This window comes from Geodermatophilus sp. URMC 62 (assembly GCF_052931475.1).
The window spans coordinates 4,931,871-4,947,744 of the sequence record NZ_JBRFHY010000001.1 but is presented as its reverse complement, the minus strand read 5'-3'; the positions used below and the strand labels follow the sequence as shown (position 1 = coordinate 4,947,744).

At 72.5% G+C, this 15,874-nt stretch carries 12 protein-coding genes; 8 read left to right on the top strand and 4 right to left on the bottom strand.

Annotated elements, in window-relative coordinates:
* Positions 1 to 262: 262 nt before the first annotated feature.
* The 4 genes from ACU616_RS23735 to ACU616_RS23720 form a co-directional block, all read right to left on the bottom strand.
* The gene (locus ACU616_RS23735) at positions 263 to 1,468 is read right to left on the bottom strand and encodes an acetyl-CoA C-acetyltransferase (RefSeq protein WP_446760868.1); all 1,206 of its coding nucleotides are present in this window, start codon (positions 1,466 to 1,468) and stop codon (positions 263 to 265) included.
* Positions 1,469 to 1,540: 72 nt separating this feature from the next.
* Positions 1,541 to 3,322 carry a 3-hydroxyacyl-CoA dehydrogenase family protein gene (locus ACU616_RS23730; RefSeq protein ID WP_446760867.1) on the bottom strand — a complete coding sequence of 594 codons (1,782 nt, stop codon included), beginning with the start codon at positions 3,320 to 3,322 and terminating at the stop codon, positions 1,541 to 1,543.
* A gap of 193 nt (positions 3,323 to 3,515) precedes the next feature.
* The gene (locus tag ACU616_RS23725; protein ID WP_446760866.1) at positions 3,516 to 3,974 is read right to left on the bottom strand and encodes a YbhB/YbcL family Raf kinase inhibitor-like protein; all 459 of its coding nucleotides are present in this window, start codon (positions 3,972 to 3,974) and stop codon (positions 3,516 to 3,518) included.
* A gap of 55 nt (positions 3,975 to 4,029) precedes the next feature.
* Entirely contained in the window at positions 4,030 to 6,162 is a 2,133-nt protein-coding gene (locus ACU616_RS23720; protein ID WP_446760865.1) for an acetate--CoA ligase family protein, read from the bottom strand.
* 203 nt (positions 6,163 to 6,365) lie between these two features.
* Here ACU616_RS23720 and ACU616_RS23715 point away from each other — a divergent pair, with 203 nt between their 5' ends.
* The 8 genes from ACU616_RS23715 to ACU616_RS23680 all read left to right on the top strand — a co-directional run bounded on the left by ACU616_RS23715 (position 6,366) and on the right by ACU616_RS23680 (position 15,865).
* Positions 6,366 to 7,895 (top strand): acyl-CoA synthetase, encoded by a 1,530-nt coding sequence (locus tag ACU616_RS23715; protein WP_446760864.1) that lies wholly within the window; start codon positions 6,366 to 6,368, stop codon positions 7,893 to 7,895.
* Positions 7,892 to 8,662, top strand: a complete 771-nt coding sequence (locus tag ACU616_RS23710) for an SDR family NAD(P)-dependent oxidoreductase (protein ID WP_446760863.1) — start codon at positions 7,892 to 7,894, stop codon at positions 8,660 to 8,662. Before ACU616_RS23715 ends, ACU616_RS23710 begins: the two co-directional genes overlap by 4 nt.
* The gene (locus tag ACU616_RS23705) at positions 8,659 to 10,659 is read left to right on the top strand and encodes an alpha-ketoacid dehydrogenase subunit alpha/beta (protein ID WP_446760862.1); all 2,001 of its coding nucleotides are present in this window, start codon (positions 8,659 to 8,661) and stop codon (positions 10,657 to 10,659) included. The genes ACU616_RS23710 and ACU616_RS23705 overlap by 4 nt, the downstream gene beginning before the upstream one ends.
* Positions 10,659 to 11,426, top strand: a complete 768-nt coding sequence (locus ACU616_RS23700; RefSeq protein WP_446760861.1) for an enoyl-CoA hydratase/isomerase family protein — start codon at positions 10,659 to 10,661, stop codon at positions 11,424 to 11,426. The genes ACU616_RS23705 and ACU616_RS23700 overlap by 1 nt, the downstream gene beginning before the upstream one ends.
* Before the next feature lie 50 nt (positions 11,427 to 11,476).
* Complete coding sequence (locus ACU616_RS23695) at positions 11,477 to 12,151, top strand: TetR/AcrR family transcriptional regulator (protein ID WP_446760860.1); 675 nt, start codon at positions 11,477 to 11,479, stop codon at positions 12,149 to 12,151.
* Positions 12,152 to 12,464: 313 nt separating this feature from the next.
* Positions 12,465 to 13,523 (top strand): alcohol dehydrogenase catalytic domain-containing protein, encoded by a 1,059-nt coding sequence (locus ACU616_RS23690; RefSeq protein ID WP_446760859.1) that lies wholly within the window; start codon positions 12,465 to 12,467, stop codon positions 13,521 to 13,523.
* A 1-nt stretch (position 13,524) separates the two neighbouring features.
* Positions 13,525 to 14,685: an acyl-CoA dehydrogenase family protein gene (locus ACU616_RS23685; protein WP_446760858.1), complete on the top strand. Its 1,161-nt coding sequence runs from the start codon at positions 13,525 to 13,527 to the stop codon at positions 14,683 to 14,685.
* 22 nt (positions 14,686 to 14,707) lie between these two features.
* A complete protein-coding gene (locus ACU616_RS23680; RefSeq protein WP_446760857.1) occupies positions 14,708 to 15,865 on the top strand; it encodes a thiolase C-terminal domain-containing protein in 1,158 nt (385 codons plus the stop codon).
* Positions 15,866 to 15,874: the final 9 nt, after the last annotated feature.

Sequence of the window (15,874 nt, the reverse complement as noted above, 5' to 3'; positions counted from 1 at the left end):
GGGCCGGCCCCCGCTGTGTCCGTCGGCCGTTCCGCCGCGGAGCCGGCCGGCTGGTGAGCTCCACGCCACCGGGATGCTGGGCGGGTGACGACCTCGAGATCGCCTCATGGAGCGCATGAACGGTGAGGCCGAGGACGGTTGCCGGGTCCGGTGACAGCCCACGCAGGGGCGGACACCGAGCGGTCCCGGCACACTGCCCCACCCGACGGCGGACGGGGCAGTGCCAGGGACCCGTGAGGATGAGCCAGCTGGATCGGACGAGTCACGCACTCGCGGGGACGTGCAGGACCAGCGCGTCGCCCTGCCCGCCGCCGCCGCACAGCGCGGCGGCACCGACGCCGCCGCCGCGACGGCGGAGCTCCAGGGCGACGTCGAGCACGACGCGGGCGCCGCTCATGCCGATCGGGTGGCCCAGGGCGATGGCGCCGCCGTTGGGGTTGACCTTCTCCGGGTCGATGCCGAGCTCGCGGGTGGAGACGATCGCGACGGCGGCGAAGGCCTCGTTGAACTCGACCACGTCGAGCTCGGCCGGGTCGATGCCCTCCCGCTCGCACGCCCGCTGGACCGCCCGTGACGGCTGGGTCTGCAGGGTCGCGTCCGGTCCGGCGACCACGCCGTGGGCGCCGATCTCGGCGATCGGGGTGATGCCCAGCTCGGCGGCCTTCTCCGCGGACATGACCACGACCGCGCAGGCGCCGTCGGAGATCTGCGAGGCGGTGCCGGCGGTGATCGTCCCGTCCTTCGCGAAGGCGGGCTTGAGCCGGGCCAGGGTCTCGGCCGTGGTGTCGGGGCGGACGCCCTCGTCGTCGCGGAACTCGATGGGGTCGCCCTTGCGCTGCGGGATGAGGACGGGGGTGATCGCCTCGTCGAAGACGCCGTTCTTCCCCGCGCGGGCGGCCTTCTGGTGGCTCTCCGCGGCGAAGGCGTCCTGCTCCTCGCGGGTCAGGTCGTAGCGGCTGTTGGCCTGCTCGGTCAGCGCGCCCATGGCGACCTGGTCGAAGGTGTCCGACAGCCCGTCGTGCGCCATCGCGTCGACCAGCGTCGTGTCGCCGTACTTGGTGCCGGTGCGCGACCCGGGCAGCAGGTGCGGCGCCTGTGTCATGGACTCCTGACCGCCGGCCACGACGACGTCGAACTCACCGGCGCGGATGAGCTGGTCGGCCATCGCGATGGCGCTGAGGCCGGACAGGCACACCTTGTTCACGGTGATGGCCGGCACCGTCATGGGGATGCCGGCGGCGACGGCCGCGGGACGGGCCGGGTTCTGACCGGCGCCGGCCTGCAGCACCTGCCCCATGATCACGTACTCGACCTGGTCGCCGGAGATCCCGGCGCGCTCGAGCGCGGCCCTGATCGCGACGGCGCCGAGGTCGGCGGCGGAGAAGTCCTTCAGCGAGCCGAGCAGCCGGCCCATGGGGGTCCGGGCGCCGCTGACGATGACCGAGCGGGACGTGGGGCTGGGACTCATCGCGATCTCCTGGGAGTGGTGGGTCGGTGGACGTCTTCGGGGGGCTCTGGGAACGGGTGGCTGGAGCGGCAGTCAGAGGGCCCCGTAGTCGCGGAACCCGTGGCCGGTCTTGCGGCCGAGGTAGCCGGCGGTGACCAGGTGCTCCAGCAGCGGCGCCGGCGCGAAGCCCGGCTCGCGGAACTCGGTGTAGAGCTCCCGCTCGATCGCCAGCGACACGTCCAGGCCCACGACGTCGAGCAGCTCGAAGGGGCCCATCGGATAGCCGCAGCCGACCTTCATCGCCGCGTCGATGTCATCGGCGGTGGCGTAGTGCGCCTCCAGCATCTTCACCGCGTCGTTGAGATAGGGAAACAGCAGCGCGTTGACGATGAACCCGGCCCGGTCGGTGCAGGACACCGCGTGCTTGCCCAGCCGCGCGCACACCGCGTGCGCGGTGGCCGCGACCTCGGGCGCGGTGGCGATCGTGCTGACCACCTCCACCAGCTTCATCACCGGCGCGGGGTTGAAGAAGTGCAGGCCCACGACGTCGCCGGGCCGCTCGCTGGCCTGGGCGCACTCGATCACCGGCAGGCTCGACGTCGTCGTCGCCAGCACCGCACCGGGCCGGGCGATCTCCCCGAGGGCGGCGAACAGCGCCTGCTTGACCGCCAACGACTCCACCACGGCCTCGATCACCAGGTCTGAGTCGGCGAACTCCTCCAGCGACGTGGTCCCGCGCACCCGGCCCAGCACCTCATCGCGGCCGGCCTCCGCCAGCCGGCCGCGGGCGACCTGCTTGTCCAGCGACTTGCGCAGCGCGGTCTGCACCGCGGCGACCTTCTCCGCCGAGCGGGCCTGGAACAGCACGTCGTAGCCGCCCTTGGCGACCACCTCGATGATGCCGGTGGCCATCGTCCCCGACCCCACCACCCCGACGGCCGACACCGGGCGGGCCCCGGCGGCGGCACCGCCGGGCACCGGCGTGCTCTCATCGGCCACGACCTCGGCGGAGTCGCGGCCGGCGTAGGTGTAGAAGCCGCGGCCGGACTTCCGGCCCAGCAGCCCGGCGGTCATCATCTGCTTGATGATCGGGCTGGGCGCGTGCAGCCGGTCACGCGACTGCTTGTACATCGTGTCGAGGATCTCATAGGCGGTGTCGATGCCGATGAGGTCCATCAGCGCCAGCGGCCCCATCGGCAGGCCGCAGCCCCACCGCATGGCCGCGTCGATGTCCTCGCGGCTGGCGTAGCGGTTCTCATACATCGACACCGCGTGGTTGAGATAGCCGAACAGCAGGGCGTTGGCGATGAACCCGGCCTTGTCCCCGATGGTCACATCGACCTTGCCCAGCCGCGCGGCCAGCGCCTCGACGTCGGCGACGACCGCAGGCTCGGTGACCACGGTGCGCACCACCTCGACCAGCTTCATCACCGGCGCCGGGTTGAAGAAGTGCATCCCGATGACCTTGCTCGGCCGCCCGGTGGCCACCGACAACTCGGTCACCGACAGGCTGGAGGTGTTCGTCGCCAGGATCGTGTCCGGCGGGCAGACCTTGTCCAGCTGGGCGAACAGCTCGGTCTTGAGCTCCATCCGCTCCGGAACGGCCTCGATGACCAACTCGGCGGCGGCCAGGTCCTCCAGGCAGGTCGAGTACCGGATCCGCCCCAGGATCTCGTCCCGCTCGGCGGTCTCCAGCTTCCCGCGGGCCACCGCGCGCTCGGTGGACTGCTCGACGTGCGCCCGGCCGCGGGCCAGCGCCTCCTCACCGATCTCCACCGCGGTCACCGACAGGCCCGCCCGGGCCATGACCTCGGTGATGCCCGCACCCATGGTGCCCAGCCCCACCACCCCGACCTCGGTCAGGTCCCTGGACATGTCCACTCTCCTGTCCGCCGTGTGCTGCCACGGCCTGGTCACGCACTGGATGGCTGGACGGCGTGCCCGAGCCACGGTCCGACCGCCCACCGGTCAGGCCGGAGACCTGCTCCGGGAGCACTCCCGGACACGCCCGGCCGACCGTTCCCGCGTCCGTGCCGGACCTCGACCGCGCACGGCGAGGAGGACGCTGCTACCGGGAGTAGAGCCCCACCGTGCGTGCCTGCTCGATGACGTCCTTCCCGTACCGGTCGATGAACTCCCGACGGGTCAGCGCCTCGTCGACCGGGACGGACAGGGCGTAGACCCAGAAGTAGTACCGGTGGTCGCCGTGCCCGGGCGGAGGCATGGGACCGCGGTAGCCCGTGCCGCCCCACCCGTTGCTGCCCTGGTGGTACTCGCTCCCGCCCCCCTCGGGGATCCCCGTGACATCGGCGGGTATGCCGGTGAGGACCCAGTGCACGAAGCCGTCCGGGAGCGGCGCGTCCGGATCGTGGCAGATGACCGCGATCGACCTCGTGCCCTCGGGAACGCCCGACCACCTCAGCTCGGGCGACGTGTCCTCACCCTCCCCGGTGTGGCGCTCGGGGATGCGGCCCCCGTCGGGGAACGCCGGGCTCTCGATCTTCAGGTCCTTGAGGCTGAGTGCCATGGATACCGTTCCTGTCGGTCAGTGGTCGGTCGGGGGGATCGTCTCGTCGGCCAGGTCACCGCAGGACGACGAGTGCGTCGACCGCGGTCACGCCGGACTCCCGGGCGAGCAGCGGGTTGATGTCGATCTCGGCGATCTCCTCGGCCAGGTCCGCGATCAGCCAGGACAGACGCTCCGCAGCCTGCGCGGCGGCGGCCACGTCGAGCGGCGGGCGCCCGCGCACACCGTGGAGCAGCGCGGCTCCCTGGAGCGAGTCGAAGAGGTGCCGTGCGTGTTCGACGTCGGTGGGGGCCGAGGCGATGCGGGTGTCGGCGAGCACCTCCACGAAGATCCCGCCGAGGCCGACCACGACCACCGGCCCGAAGGAGGGGTCCACCCGGGCGCCGAGCATGAGCTCGGCGTCTCCGGAGACCATCTGCTGGACGAGCACCCGGGGGGACTCCTCGCCGTGCCGGCGGCCGATGTCGAGGATCTCGGCGGCTGCCTCGGCCACCTGCTCCGGGGACGTCAGGCCGAGCCGGACGCCCCCCACGTCGCTCTTGTGCGTGATGGTGCTGCTCAGCAGCTTCACCACGACACGGTCGCCGGGAGCGACGCCGGCCGATGCCTCCTCCGGGCTGGTGGCGACGACCGCGCGCGCCGTGGGGATCCCGTAGGCGCTGACCAGCGCGGTCGCCTCGGCCTCGTCGAGCGTGGTGCGGCCCGCCGCGCGGGTGGCGGCGATCACCGCGCGCGCACCGTCGACGTCGACGTCGGCCGGCCGCTCGGGCCGGGGGAGCGGGCGGCGCAGGGCGAAGTCCGCGAGCGCCCCCAGGGCGGCCACCGCCCGGGTGGGGTCGGTGTAGCAGGGGACGCCCAGCTCGCGCAGTCGCCGGCGCGGCTGCCCGGTGCCTCCGGTCCAGGAGACGGCGATCGGCCGGTCGGTCGTGGTGTAGAGCTCGGAGACCGCCTCGATGAGCGGGTCGGCGAAGCTGTCGGCGTTGCCGACGACGATGACCACCATGTCGGTGCCGGGGTTCTCGAGCGCCGTCGCCAGGGCGCTGCGCATGAGGGAGGGGTCGGTGATCATCGACCCGGTGAGGTCGACCGGGTTGCGCGGTGAGGCGAACGCCGGGATGACCGCGGCCAGTCGCTCCTGCCACTCGGGCTGCCACGGTGCCACCTCGAGTCCGGAGTCGCTGGCGGTGTCGGCGGCCATGACCGCACCGCCGCCGGACATGGAGAGCACCGTCAGCCGGCGGCCGCGGGGCCGCCGTCGCGCGTCGAAGACCTGCGCCGCGTCCACCAGCGCCTCCTGGCTGAAGACCCGGGTGACGCCCACCTCGCGCATGAGCTGGTCGAAGACCGTGTCGTCGCCCGTGAGGGACGCGGTGTGCGAGGCGGCCGCCCGCGCGCCGGCCTCGGAGCGTCCGCTCTTGACCGCCACGATCGGCTTGTCCTCCCGGTGCGCCTCACGCGCGGCCTGGAGCAGGCGCCGGCCGCCGGAGACGCCCTCGAAGTAGGCCAGCAGCACGTGGATGTCGTCCTCGCGGACCAGACCCTCGAGCACCTCGGCCACGGTGACGTCGAGTTCGTTCCCGGTGTTGATGTAGTGCGACATCCCCACGGCCAGGGCATCGAGGTCGCCCAGCAGGAAGGTCCCGAAGGCCCCGCTCTGGCTGACGAAGGCGACGTTGCCGGTCCGCAGGGGCTCGCCGCTCTCGAACACCCCGGCGAAGGTCGCGACCGCGGCGTCGCGCAGGCCGACCAGGCCGAGGCAGTTGGGACCGATCACCCGCAGCGGACTCCCGGCGATGATCTCCCGGAGCTCCTGCTCGAGTGCGGCTCCGTCCGCACCCGCCTCCGCGAAGCCGGACGCGGTGATCAGGGCGAACCTCACGCCCTTCTCCGCACAGCTCCGGACCGCCCCCGGCACGAGGGCGGCCGGGGCGACGACGACGGCCACGTCCACGTCGCCCTCGATGTCCCGGACGTCGCGGTAGGCCGGGAGGCCCTGCACCGTGCTCCGGGTCGGGTTCACCGGGTAGATCCGGCCGGCGTAGCCGTACTTCTTCATGTTGCCGATCGGCCGGCCCGACAGCTTGGCCGGGTCGTCGGAGGCCCCGATCACCGCGATGGAGCGCGGGGTGATCAGTGGTCTGAAGTCCGTGTCCACGTCGTGGACCGACATCGGGGCCTCCGCGGTCATGTGGCTCCTCGAGGACGCGCGCGCCGCGCCGGCGGGCGGGCGTTCTTTCATGGACTGACCGTTACACCGGATACCCGGGGGAGCGTCGTTGTCAAGCGCGGGTTCCACACACGTGGTTGGCACGGGTTCGCCACTACCGTAGGGTTTCCGTGACCGGTCGGTCCACGGAACCCGGCGTCGACCAGAGGTGGCGGCAACCGCAGATGGAGAACTTCGCGAGCACGCTCGACCACCAGGCGGAGCGGCGGCCGGACAAGGTCGTCCTCACCTGCGGCGACCGGAGCCTGACCAACGTCCAGCTCCACGAGCGGGTCAACGCCCTGGCTCAGTCGCTCCGGGACCTGGGCGTGGAGCGCGGCGACATCGTGGCGATCCTGCTCTACAACTGCACGGAGTTCCTCGAGCTCGTGTACGCCGTGAACCGGCTGGGCGCGGCGTTCCTGCCGCTCAACTACCGCCTCGCGCCGGCCGAGTGGCAGTACATCCTCGGACACGCCGAGGCGAAGGTGGTCGTCGCGGACCCCGAGTTCACGCCGGCCGTCACCGAGGTCGCCGCGGAGCTGCCGGCCCTCGAGCACACGGTGGTGCTGGGCGAGGCGGAGGGCTGGACCTCCTACGAGGAGCTCGTCGGCCGCAACACGGGCGCGCGGGTCCCGGTCGTCGACGTCGACGGCGGAGAGCTGTCGCGCCTGATGTACACGTCGGGCACCACCGCGCGGCCGAAGGGTGTCTGCATCAGCCACCGCAACGTCGTGTGGAAGAACCTCGGCTACCTGATCCAGTTCGGGTTCACCGACACCGAGGTCACGGCGGTCACGGGCCCGCTCTACCACGTGGGTGCCATGGACATGGGCGGAGTGGCCACGCTGCACGCGGGCGGCAGCCTCGTGATCCAGCGCAAGTTCGAGCCGCTCGGTCTCATCGACCTCATCGCCCGGCACCGCGCGACCAGCGTCTGGATGGCGCCGGCCATGGTGAACGGCGTGCTCCAGCAGCAGGACGCCCTGGCCGCGGCCGACCTGAGCTCGCTGCGGCTGATCATGTCCGGCGGCGAGAAGATGCCGGAGTCCCGGCTCGCCACCGTGCTGGACCTCTTCCCGGGCCTGTGGTTCGCCGACGCCTACGGGCTGACCGAGACCACCTCGAGCGACACGTTCATGCCCTACGACCGGATGCGCGAGAAGCTGGGCTCGGTCGGTCGGCCCCTGCCGCACAACCAGGTGCGGGTCGGCGACGACGACGGGCACTCGGTGCCGGCGGGGCAGGTGGGCGAGGTGCTCGTCCGCGGCCCGAAGGTCTTCTCCGCCTACTGGCGGGACCCGGGCGCGACCGAGCGGTCCTTCGTCGACGGGTGGTTCCGCACCGGCGACGTGGGCCGCATGGACGAGGACGGCTTCCTCTACATCGAGGACCGGAAGAAGGACATGATCGTGTCCGGCGGCGAGAACATCGCCACCCCGGAGGTGGAGCGCGTCCTCTGGGAGCACCCCGACGTCGTCGAGGCCGCGGTCATCGGCCACCCGGACGAGCGGTGGGGCGAGGTGCCGCACGCCTGCGTGGTGCTGCGGGACGGCGCCACGGTGACCGACGAGGAGCTGCGCGCGTTCTGCCAGGAGCGGCTCGCCAAGTTCAAGGTGCCCCGGTACTACACCAGGGTGTCGACGCTGCCCCGCAACCCCTCCGGCAAGGTCCTCAAGAAGGACCTGCGCACGAGCGTCACGGCCGAGGCGTGACCGTGGGGCAGGGACTCCTCGACCTGGCCGGCAAGGTGGTCTGGGTCACCGGTGCGGGCAAGGGGCTGGGCCGGGCGATGGCGCAGGCGCTGAGCGGCGCCGGCGCCACCGTCGTGCTGTCCGCGCGCAGCGGCAGCGACCTCGACGAGCTCGCCGGCACGCTGCGCGCGGAGGGCCGGGAGGCCCACGTGCAGCCGCTGGACGTCACCGACGCCGCGGCGGTGCGCGCCGCGACGGAGCGCGTGGCCGAGGCGGCCGGACGCATCGACGGGCTGGTCAACTGTGCCGGGATCAGCCCGTCGTTCACCCGGAGCGAGGACCTCGACGACGCCTCGTGGACGCAGGTCATCGGGGTCAACCTCACCGGCACCTTCCACTGCTGCCGGGAGGTGGGCCGGCTCATGCTGCAGGCGGGCGGGGGCAGCATCGCCAACGTCAGTTCCGTGCACGCGCGGTCCGGTGCCGCCCGGATCGCGGCGTACACCGCCAGCAAGGGCGGCGTCGAAGCCCTGACGCGGACGCTCGCCGTCGAATGGGCGGCTCGTGGCGTGCGGGTGAACACGATCGCCCCGGGCTACTTCGAGACCGACCTGAGCGCGCCGCTGCTGGGCAGTCGGCACGCGGAGGGCATCCTCTCGAAGATCCCACTCGGCCGGGTGGGCGATGCCGCGGAGCTGGGCGGCGCCGCGGTGTTCCTGATGAGTGACGCGTCCCGGTACACGACCGGTTCCACGCTGACGGTCGACGGAGGGTGGACGGCATGGTGAGCCCGACGACGGAGCTGGACGGTCCCGCCGCCCTGTTCCCGGCGGAGGACCTGCGCGAGATGTACCGCCGCATGGCGCGCATCCGCCAGTTCGAGCAGGCGGCCTCGATGCTCTACAAGGCCACCGAGATCCCCGGCTTCCTGCACCTCTCGATCGGCCAGGAGGCCTCCGCCGTGGGGGCGTGCTGGCCGCTGCGCGCGGACGACGTCATCACCTCGACCCACCGCGGCCACGGCCACTGCCTGGCCAAGGGGCTCGAGCTCGCGCCGATGTTCGCCGAGCTGATGGGACGCGATGCGGGCGCCTGCCGGGGCCGGGGCGGGTCGATGCACATCGCGGACCCCCGCCTGGGCATCTTCGGCGCCAACGGCATCGTCGGCGCCGGTCTGCCGATCGCCGCCGGTGCGGCCACCGCGGCCAAGCTCCGCGGGAACGGCTCCGTCGTCGTCGCCTTCTTCGGTGACGGCGCGGTCGCGACGGGCGCGTTCCACGAGGCGGTCAACCTCGCCGCGGTGTGGGACCTGCCGGTGGTCTTCCTGTGCGAGAACAACCACTACTCGGAGTTCTCCCCGGAGGCCGAGCAGCACCGCGCCAAGCTCGACGCCCGGGCCGCCGGGTACGGGATCGCCTACGAGTGGGTCGACGGCAACGACGTCGTGGCGGTCGCCGACACGGTCGCGCGCATCACGGCGGACCTGCGGGCCGGTGCGGGCCCCGTCCTGCTGGAGGCGGAGACCTACCGGTGGCACGGTCACTACGAGGGGGACCCGGAGCGCTACCGCCTCGTCGAGGAGGTGGAGTCGTGGAAGCAGCGCGACCCGCTGCTCGCCCTCCGGGAGCGGATGCGTGCGGCCGGCCTGGACGACGACGTCGCGGACGGGATCGACCGCGAGGTCGCCGCCGACGTCGAGGCCGCCGTCGACAGTGCCCGCTCGGCGCCCTTCCCGGCCGAGGAGAGCCTGCGCGACTTCGTCGGGAGCCCCCGCGCCGACCGCCCGGAGCCACCCGCAGCGCAGGGCGAGGTGTTCCGGATGATGGACGCCGTCAGCGAGGCCGTCGAGCACGAGATGACCGAGGACCCCTCGGTCTTCGTCGCCGGTATCGACGTGGCGGCGGGCGGCAACGTCTACGGCCTCTTCCGGGGGCTGGCCGACCGGTTCCCCGGGCGCGTGCGCAACACGCCGATCTCCGAGTCGGCGATCGTCGGGTGCGGGGTGGGTGCGGCGATGGCGGGCATGCGACCGATCGTCGAGATCATGTACATGGACTTCATCGGCACCTGCCTCGACCAGCTGATGAACCAGGCCGCGAAGCTCCGGTTCATGACGGGCGGCGCGGTCGCGATGCCGCTGGTCGTCCGCACCCAGTTCGGAGCGGGGCGCTCGTCCGGCAGCCAGCACTCGCAGAGCCTCGAGGCGCTGCTGGCGCACATCCCCGGCCTGACCGTGGTGATGCCGTCCTCCCCGGCCGAGGCCTACGGGCTACTGCGGGCCGCGATCCGCGACGACAACCCGGTGGTGTTCGTCGAGCACCGGCTCCAGTACGGGCTCAAGGGCCCGCGGCCCGAGCGCGGGCACGTCATCCCCCTCGGCAAGGCGCGGATCGTCCGACCGGGCAGCGACCTGACCGTCGTGACCTACTCCCGGATGGTGCAGGAGGCGGCGGCTGCCGCCGAGGTGCTCGCCGCCGAGGGCGTCGACGCCGAGGTGATCGACCTGCGCACGATCTCCCCGCTCGACCGGGCCACCGTGCTGGACTCGCTCCGGCGCACGAACCGGCTGCTCATCGCCCACGAGGCGGTCCAGGACTTCGGGGTCGGCGCCGAGCTCGCCGCGCTGGCCGTGGACGAGGGCTTCTGGCACCTGGATGCCCCGGTGGTGCGGGTCGCCCCACCGGCCATGCCGGTTCCCTACAGCCCCGGCCTCGAGCAGGCCTGGCTGCCCGGACGGGACGAGATCGCCGCCGCGGCCCGGCGCCTGGTCTCCGAGCAGCCCTGATGGGACAGCTCGTCTCCGTCGACCGCCAGGGAGCCGTCGCCACGCTCCTGCTGGACGCCCCGCCGCTCAACGCCTTCGACACCGCGATGCGCGACGCGCTCGCGGCGGCGGTCCGGGACCTCGACGCGGACCCGGAGGTCCGCGCGGTCGTGCTCACCGGCGGGGAGGAGGTCTTCGCCGCCGGTGCCGACATCGGAGCGCTGCTGGCGATGGACTTCGTCGACATCGTGGACTGGAACGCCCGTCTGCAGCGGACCTTCACCGCGGTGGCCGAGTTGCCGGTGCCCGTCGTCGCCGCGATCAACGGCTTCGCGCTGGGCGGCGGACTGGAACTGGCGCTGTGCGCGGACTACCGCGTCGCAGGGGAGCGGGCCGCGCTGGGGCTGCCCGAGGTGACGCTCGGCATCATGCCGGGGTCGGGAGGCACCCAGCGGCTGACCGAGATCGTCGGGCGCAGCCGTGCGAAGGAACTGATCATGACCGGTCGCCGGGTGCGGGCGGCGGAGGCCCACGGTCTCGGCATCGTCGACGAGGTCGTGTCCGGCAGCTCCACCGAACGGGCCCACGAGCTGGCGGCCCGGCTCGCCGCCGGTCCCCGGCTCGCGATCCGCGCGATCAAGCAGGCGGTCGACCAGGCGGCAGGTGCGCGTGACGCCGGGCTCGCACTGGAGAGGTCGCTCATCGCCGGCCTCTTCGCCACGCCCGACCGCACGACGGGGATGCGGTCGTTCCTGGCGGACGGTCCGGGGCGCGCGCGCTTCGAGTGACGGTCAGTAGGCTGGATGCGTCCCGGCGCACGTACCCCAGAGGAGCACCCGTGGCACGACCTCCCGGCCACGGCCCCGGCTACGAGACCCGGCGTCAGGAGATCATCGACGCAGCGGCGACCCTGTTCGCGGAGAAGGGATACGCCGCGACGGGCATCACCGAGCTCTGCGAGGCGGTGGGGTTGGGCAAGGGTGCCCTCTACCACTACATCGGTTCCAAGGAGAACCTCCTCGTCGAGATCCAGGACCGGGTCCTGGTCCCGCTGCTCGCCAGAGCGCGCTGCATCGCGGCCCTGTCGGACGAGGAGCCACTGGTCCGGCTGCGCCTGCTCTCCCAGGCGCTGCTCGAGATCATCTTCGCCCGCCTCGACCACATCTGGGTCTACGAGCACGACTACCGTCACGTCACGGGCCTCAACCGCAAACGGTTGGTCGGACAGCGGCGCGAGTTCGAGGACCTCGTGCGTGACCTCGTCAGCGAGGCGATGGACGACGGCGTCCTCCGGACCGTGGACCTGAGGCTCGCCGTGCTGCAGTTCCTCAACCTGCACAACCACACCTACCAGTGGGCGCACACCGCCGCGGCGGGATGGACGCCCGCGCGGCTCGCCGCCGAGTACTGCGCGACGATGTTCCGAGGCCTCGCGTCGCACCCGTTCTCCACGGCCGACCTGGAGGAGAAGGTCCGGCGCGCCCACGAGCGGGTGGACGCGCTCGCGAGCTGAGCACCCCGCGTGTCCGGCCCGTCCCGGTGCTGGTCCCGGGCACCACTTCCTCCCGGTCCCGGGACCGGTGGCGCAGCGGCGTCACGGTCGACCTGTGGCGGGCCGGTCGGTCCCCGCGAGGGCCGCGGCGTCCTGCGTGGCCTCACGGGGCCGCAGCCAGGGCTCGTCCCGGCCGCGGGTGAGCCGGGGCGCGAGGACGCCTGCTGCCGTCTGCCCAGCGCCGCTCCGCACGTCGGCACGCCGCGCTTGACAGGGCGCGGGATGTGCGATTTCTTTGGACCGACCGGTTCACCAAACCTCGGAGGTGGGTGTCTTGCTCGCCTTGCGCTGGCACGGTCGGGAGGACGTCCGGCTCGACGACGTGGACGCACCGGGGACGCCCCCGGACGGCTCGGCCATCGTCGAGGTGGCCTTCAACGGCCTGTGCGGAACCGATCTGCACGAGTACGGGCACGGGCCGAACATGATCCGGCTCGACCCGCACCCGCTCACCGGAGCCCGCCCGCCGATCACCATGGGGCACGAGTTCTCCGGCAGGGTGGTGGCGATGTCCCGGCCGTGGCTGGGCGTGTCCGAGGGGTCGCGGGTCGCGATCGACCCATGCCTGACCTGTGGCGAGTGCGCCTGGTGCCTGCGCGGCGACTACCACATCTGCGCCCGCGGCGGATCGCTCGGGCTGGCGGCCGACGGCGCACTGGCCCGGTTCGTCACCGTTCCGCTCCGCTCGCTGTGTCCGGTCCCGGACGCGGTCTCCGACGAGATGGCGGCGCTGGCCGAGCCGCTCGCGGTGGGGCTGCACGCGGCCACCCGTGCCGGGGTGCGACCGGGCGACAGCGTCCTGGTGCTGGGGGCCGGTCCCATCGGCCTGGCCGCCGTCCTGGGCGCGCGGGCAGCGGGGGCTGCCGCGGTGTACGTGAGCGAGCCGGTCCGCGCCCGGCACGCCGCCGCGTCCGTGGCCGGTGCCACCGAGGTGTTCGACCCGACGGGCGTCGACGTGCGCCGCGAGGTGTTCCTCCGCACGAGCCGGCTGGGTCCGCGGGTGGCGATCGACGCGACCGGGCGACCCGAGGTCGTGGACCTCGGCATCCGGAGCCTGCAGCGGGGCGGGACGATCGCGATCGCCGGCATCACCGACAGCGTCCTGACGACCGATCTGCGCCAGGTCGTCCTCTACGAGCGCACGGTGTGCGGGTCGCTCGGCTACAACTTCGACATCCCCCGCGTGCTCGGGTTGATCGCTGCGGGGCAGCTGGACCCCTCGTGCCTGCTCACCGACGTCCGACCGCTCACCGACGCGGTCGACACCTTCGCCGAGCTGGCCGCCGGCGGCCATCACCACCTCAAGATCCTGCTCCGACCTGAGGAGAACTGACATGGACTTCGACCTCGGTGAGGACGCCCTCACGCTGAAGAAGCTGGCCAGGGACTTCGCCACCCGCGAGATCACCCCGCACGCGGCGGAGTGGTCCGAGCGCGAGGAGTTCCCTGCTCCGGTGTTCCGCAAGCTCGGCGAGCTGGGCCTGATGGGCATGCTGGTCGAGGAGCAGTACGGCGGCATCGACGTCGGGTTGGTCTCCTACGTCGCCGTCATGGAGGAGCTCGGGCGGGCCGACCAGTCCGTGGCCGCCGCCTGGAACGCCCACAGCACCATCGCCTCCCTGCCGCTGGCCCGCTTCGGGACGCCCGAGCAGAAGGAGCGCTGGCTGCGGCCGCTGGCCGAGGGCACCCACATCGGCGCCTTCGCGCTCACCGAGCCGGGCGCCGGCTCGGACGCCGCCTCCATCCGGACCCGGGCCGAGCGACGCGACGGCGGCTGGTCGATCAGCGGCAACAAGATCTTCATCAGCAACCCCGGCACGGAGATGAGCCTCGGCGTCACCCTCCTGGCCGCGACGGGCCAGAACGACGACGGCTCCAAGCGGTTCGGCGTCTTCTTCCTGCCCAAGGACACCGACGGTTTCACCCAGGGCCGGCCCATGCGCAAGCTCGGATGGCACGCGATGGACACCCGCGAGCTGTCCTTCGACGACTGTTGGGTGCCGGAGGGGAACCTGATCGGCGAGGAGGGCGCCGGCCTGCACCAGTTCCTCTCCGTCCTGGACCCGGGGCGGATCAGCGTCGCCGCCCTCGCGCTCTCCCTCGCCGACGCCGCGCTCGGCCTCGCCCTCGACTACGTCGTCGAGCGCCGCCAGTTCGGCCGCAGGATCAGTGAGTTCCAGGTCACCCAGCACCGCCTCGCGGAGATGGCCACCGAGGTCGAGACGGCCCGGTGGCTGGTCTACCGCGCTGCCTGGCTCGCCGACAGCGGCCAGGACTTCTCGCAGGCCGCGGCGATGGCGAAGCTGCACGCCTCGGAGGTCGCCAACCGGGTGGCCAGCGCCAGCCTCCAGCTCCACGGCGGATACGGTTACGTCCGGGAGACGCCGATCTCGCGGTTCTACGCCGACGCCAAGATCCTGGAGATCGGCGAGGGCACGAGCGAGATCCAGAAGAACGTGATCGCGCGGCGGCTGCTGCGCGACGCGGGCCGCTGAACCGGATCCGAGGACGGACGTGATGGGCGCCGACGGAGGCAAGGCCTGCATCGTCGGGATCGGGCAGACCGAGCTGTCCCGCAACAGCGGCCGGAGCATCACGCGGCTGGCGCTGGAGGCGCTGCTGGCCGCCGCTGACGACGCCGGCATCGATCCGGTGGCGATCGACGGCGTCGTCCCCTATCCCGACTCCGTGTCCGCCGAGGACGTCATCCCGGTCCTCGGCAGCCCCGACGTCCGGTTCACCGCGGTCGCGCACATGGGCGGAGCCAGCAGCCTGGCCGGTCTCCGGCTGGCTGCGCTCGCCGTCGAGAGCGGGCAGGCCGACCACGTCGCGGTCTTCCTCGCCCGCAACGCGAGTTCGGTCGCCCGCGTGGACACGCGCGTCCGGCAGCTCGCCGGCCAGGCCTACCGGCGTGAGCTCGAGTACCCGCACGGGATGAACACGCCGGCCCAGTGGTACGCCCTGGCGTGCCGTCGGCACATGCACGAGTTCGGCACCACGCGTGAGGCGCTCGGCACCGTCGCCCTGACCATGCGGGCCAACGCCCAGCGCAATCCGGGCGCTCAGATGTACGGCCGCGAGCTCACCATGGAGCAGTACCTGAGCGCGCCGGTGATCGCCGACCCGTACCTGAAGTTCGACTGCTGCCTGGAGACCGACGGTGCCGCGGCGGTCATCGTCGCCCGCGAGGACCGGGCGCGCGACGCATCCGGTCCCGTCGTGCGGATCGAGGGGATCGCCGAGGGGCATCCCGACTCCGCCGACGACATGGCCAGCCGGTGGGACATCTTCAACACCGGACTCACCAAGGCGGCGCCACGGGCCTTCGGCCAGGCCGGCATCGCGCCGTCCGACGTCGACATCGCCTTCATCTACGACTGCTTCACCTTCGAGGTGATCCAGCAGCTGGAGGAGGCCGGGTTCTGCGGTCGCGGCGAGGGCGGCCCGTTCGTGCTCGACGGGAACATCGCCCCGGACGGCAGCCTGCCGGTGAACCCGCACGGCGGTCTTCTGTCGGAGGGGCATCTCACCGGGATGAACCACGTCGTGGAAGCCGTCCGGCAGCTGCGACGCCAGGTCCCCGACGACCGACAGGTGCCCGGGGCCGAGACGGCAGCGATCACCGGCTGGGGCGACATGGGCGACGGCGCGCTCGCGCTGCTGGCCCGGGCCTGAGGAGGGCCG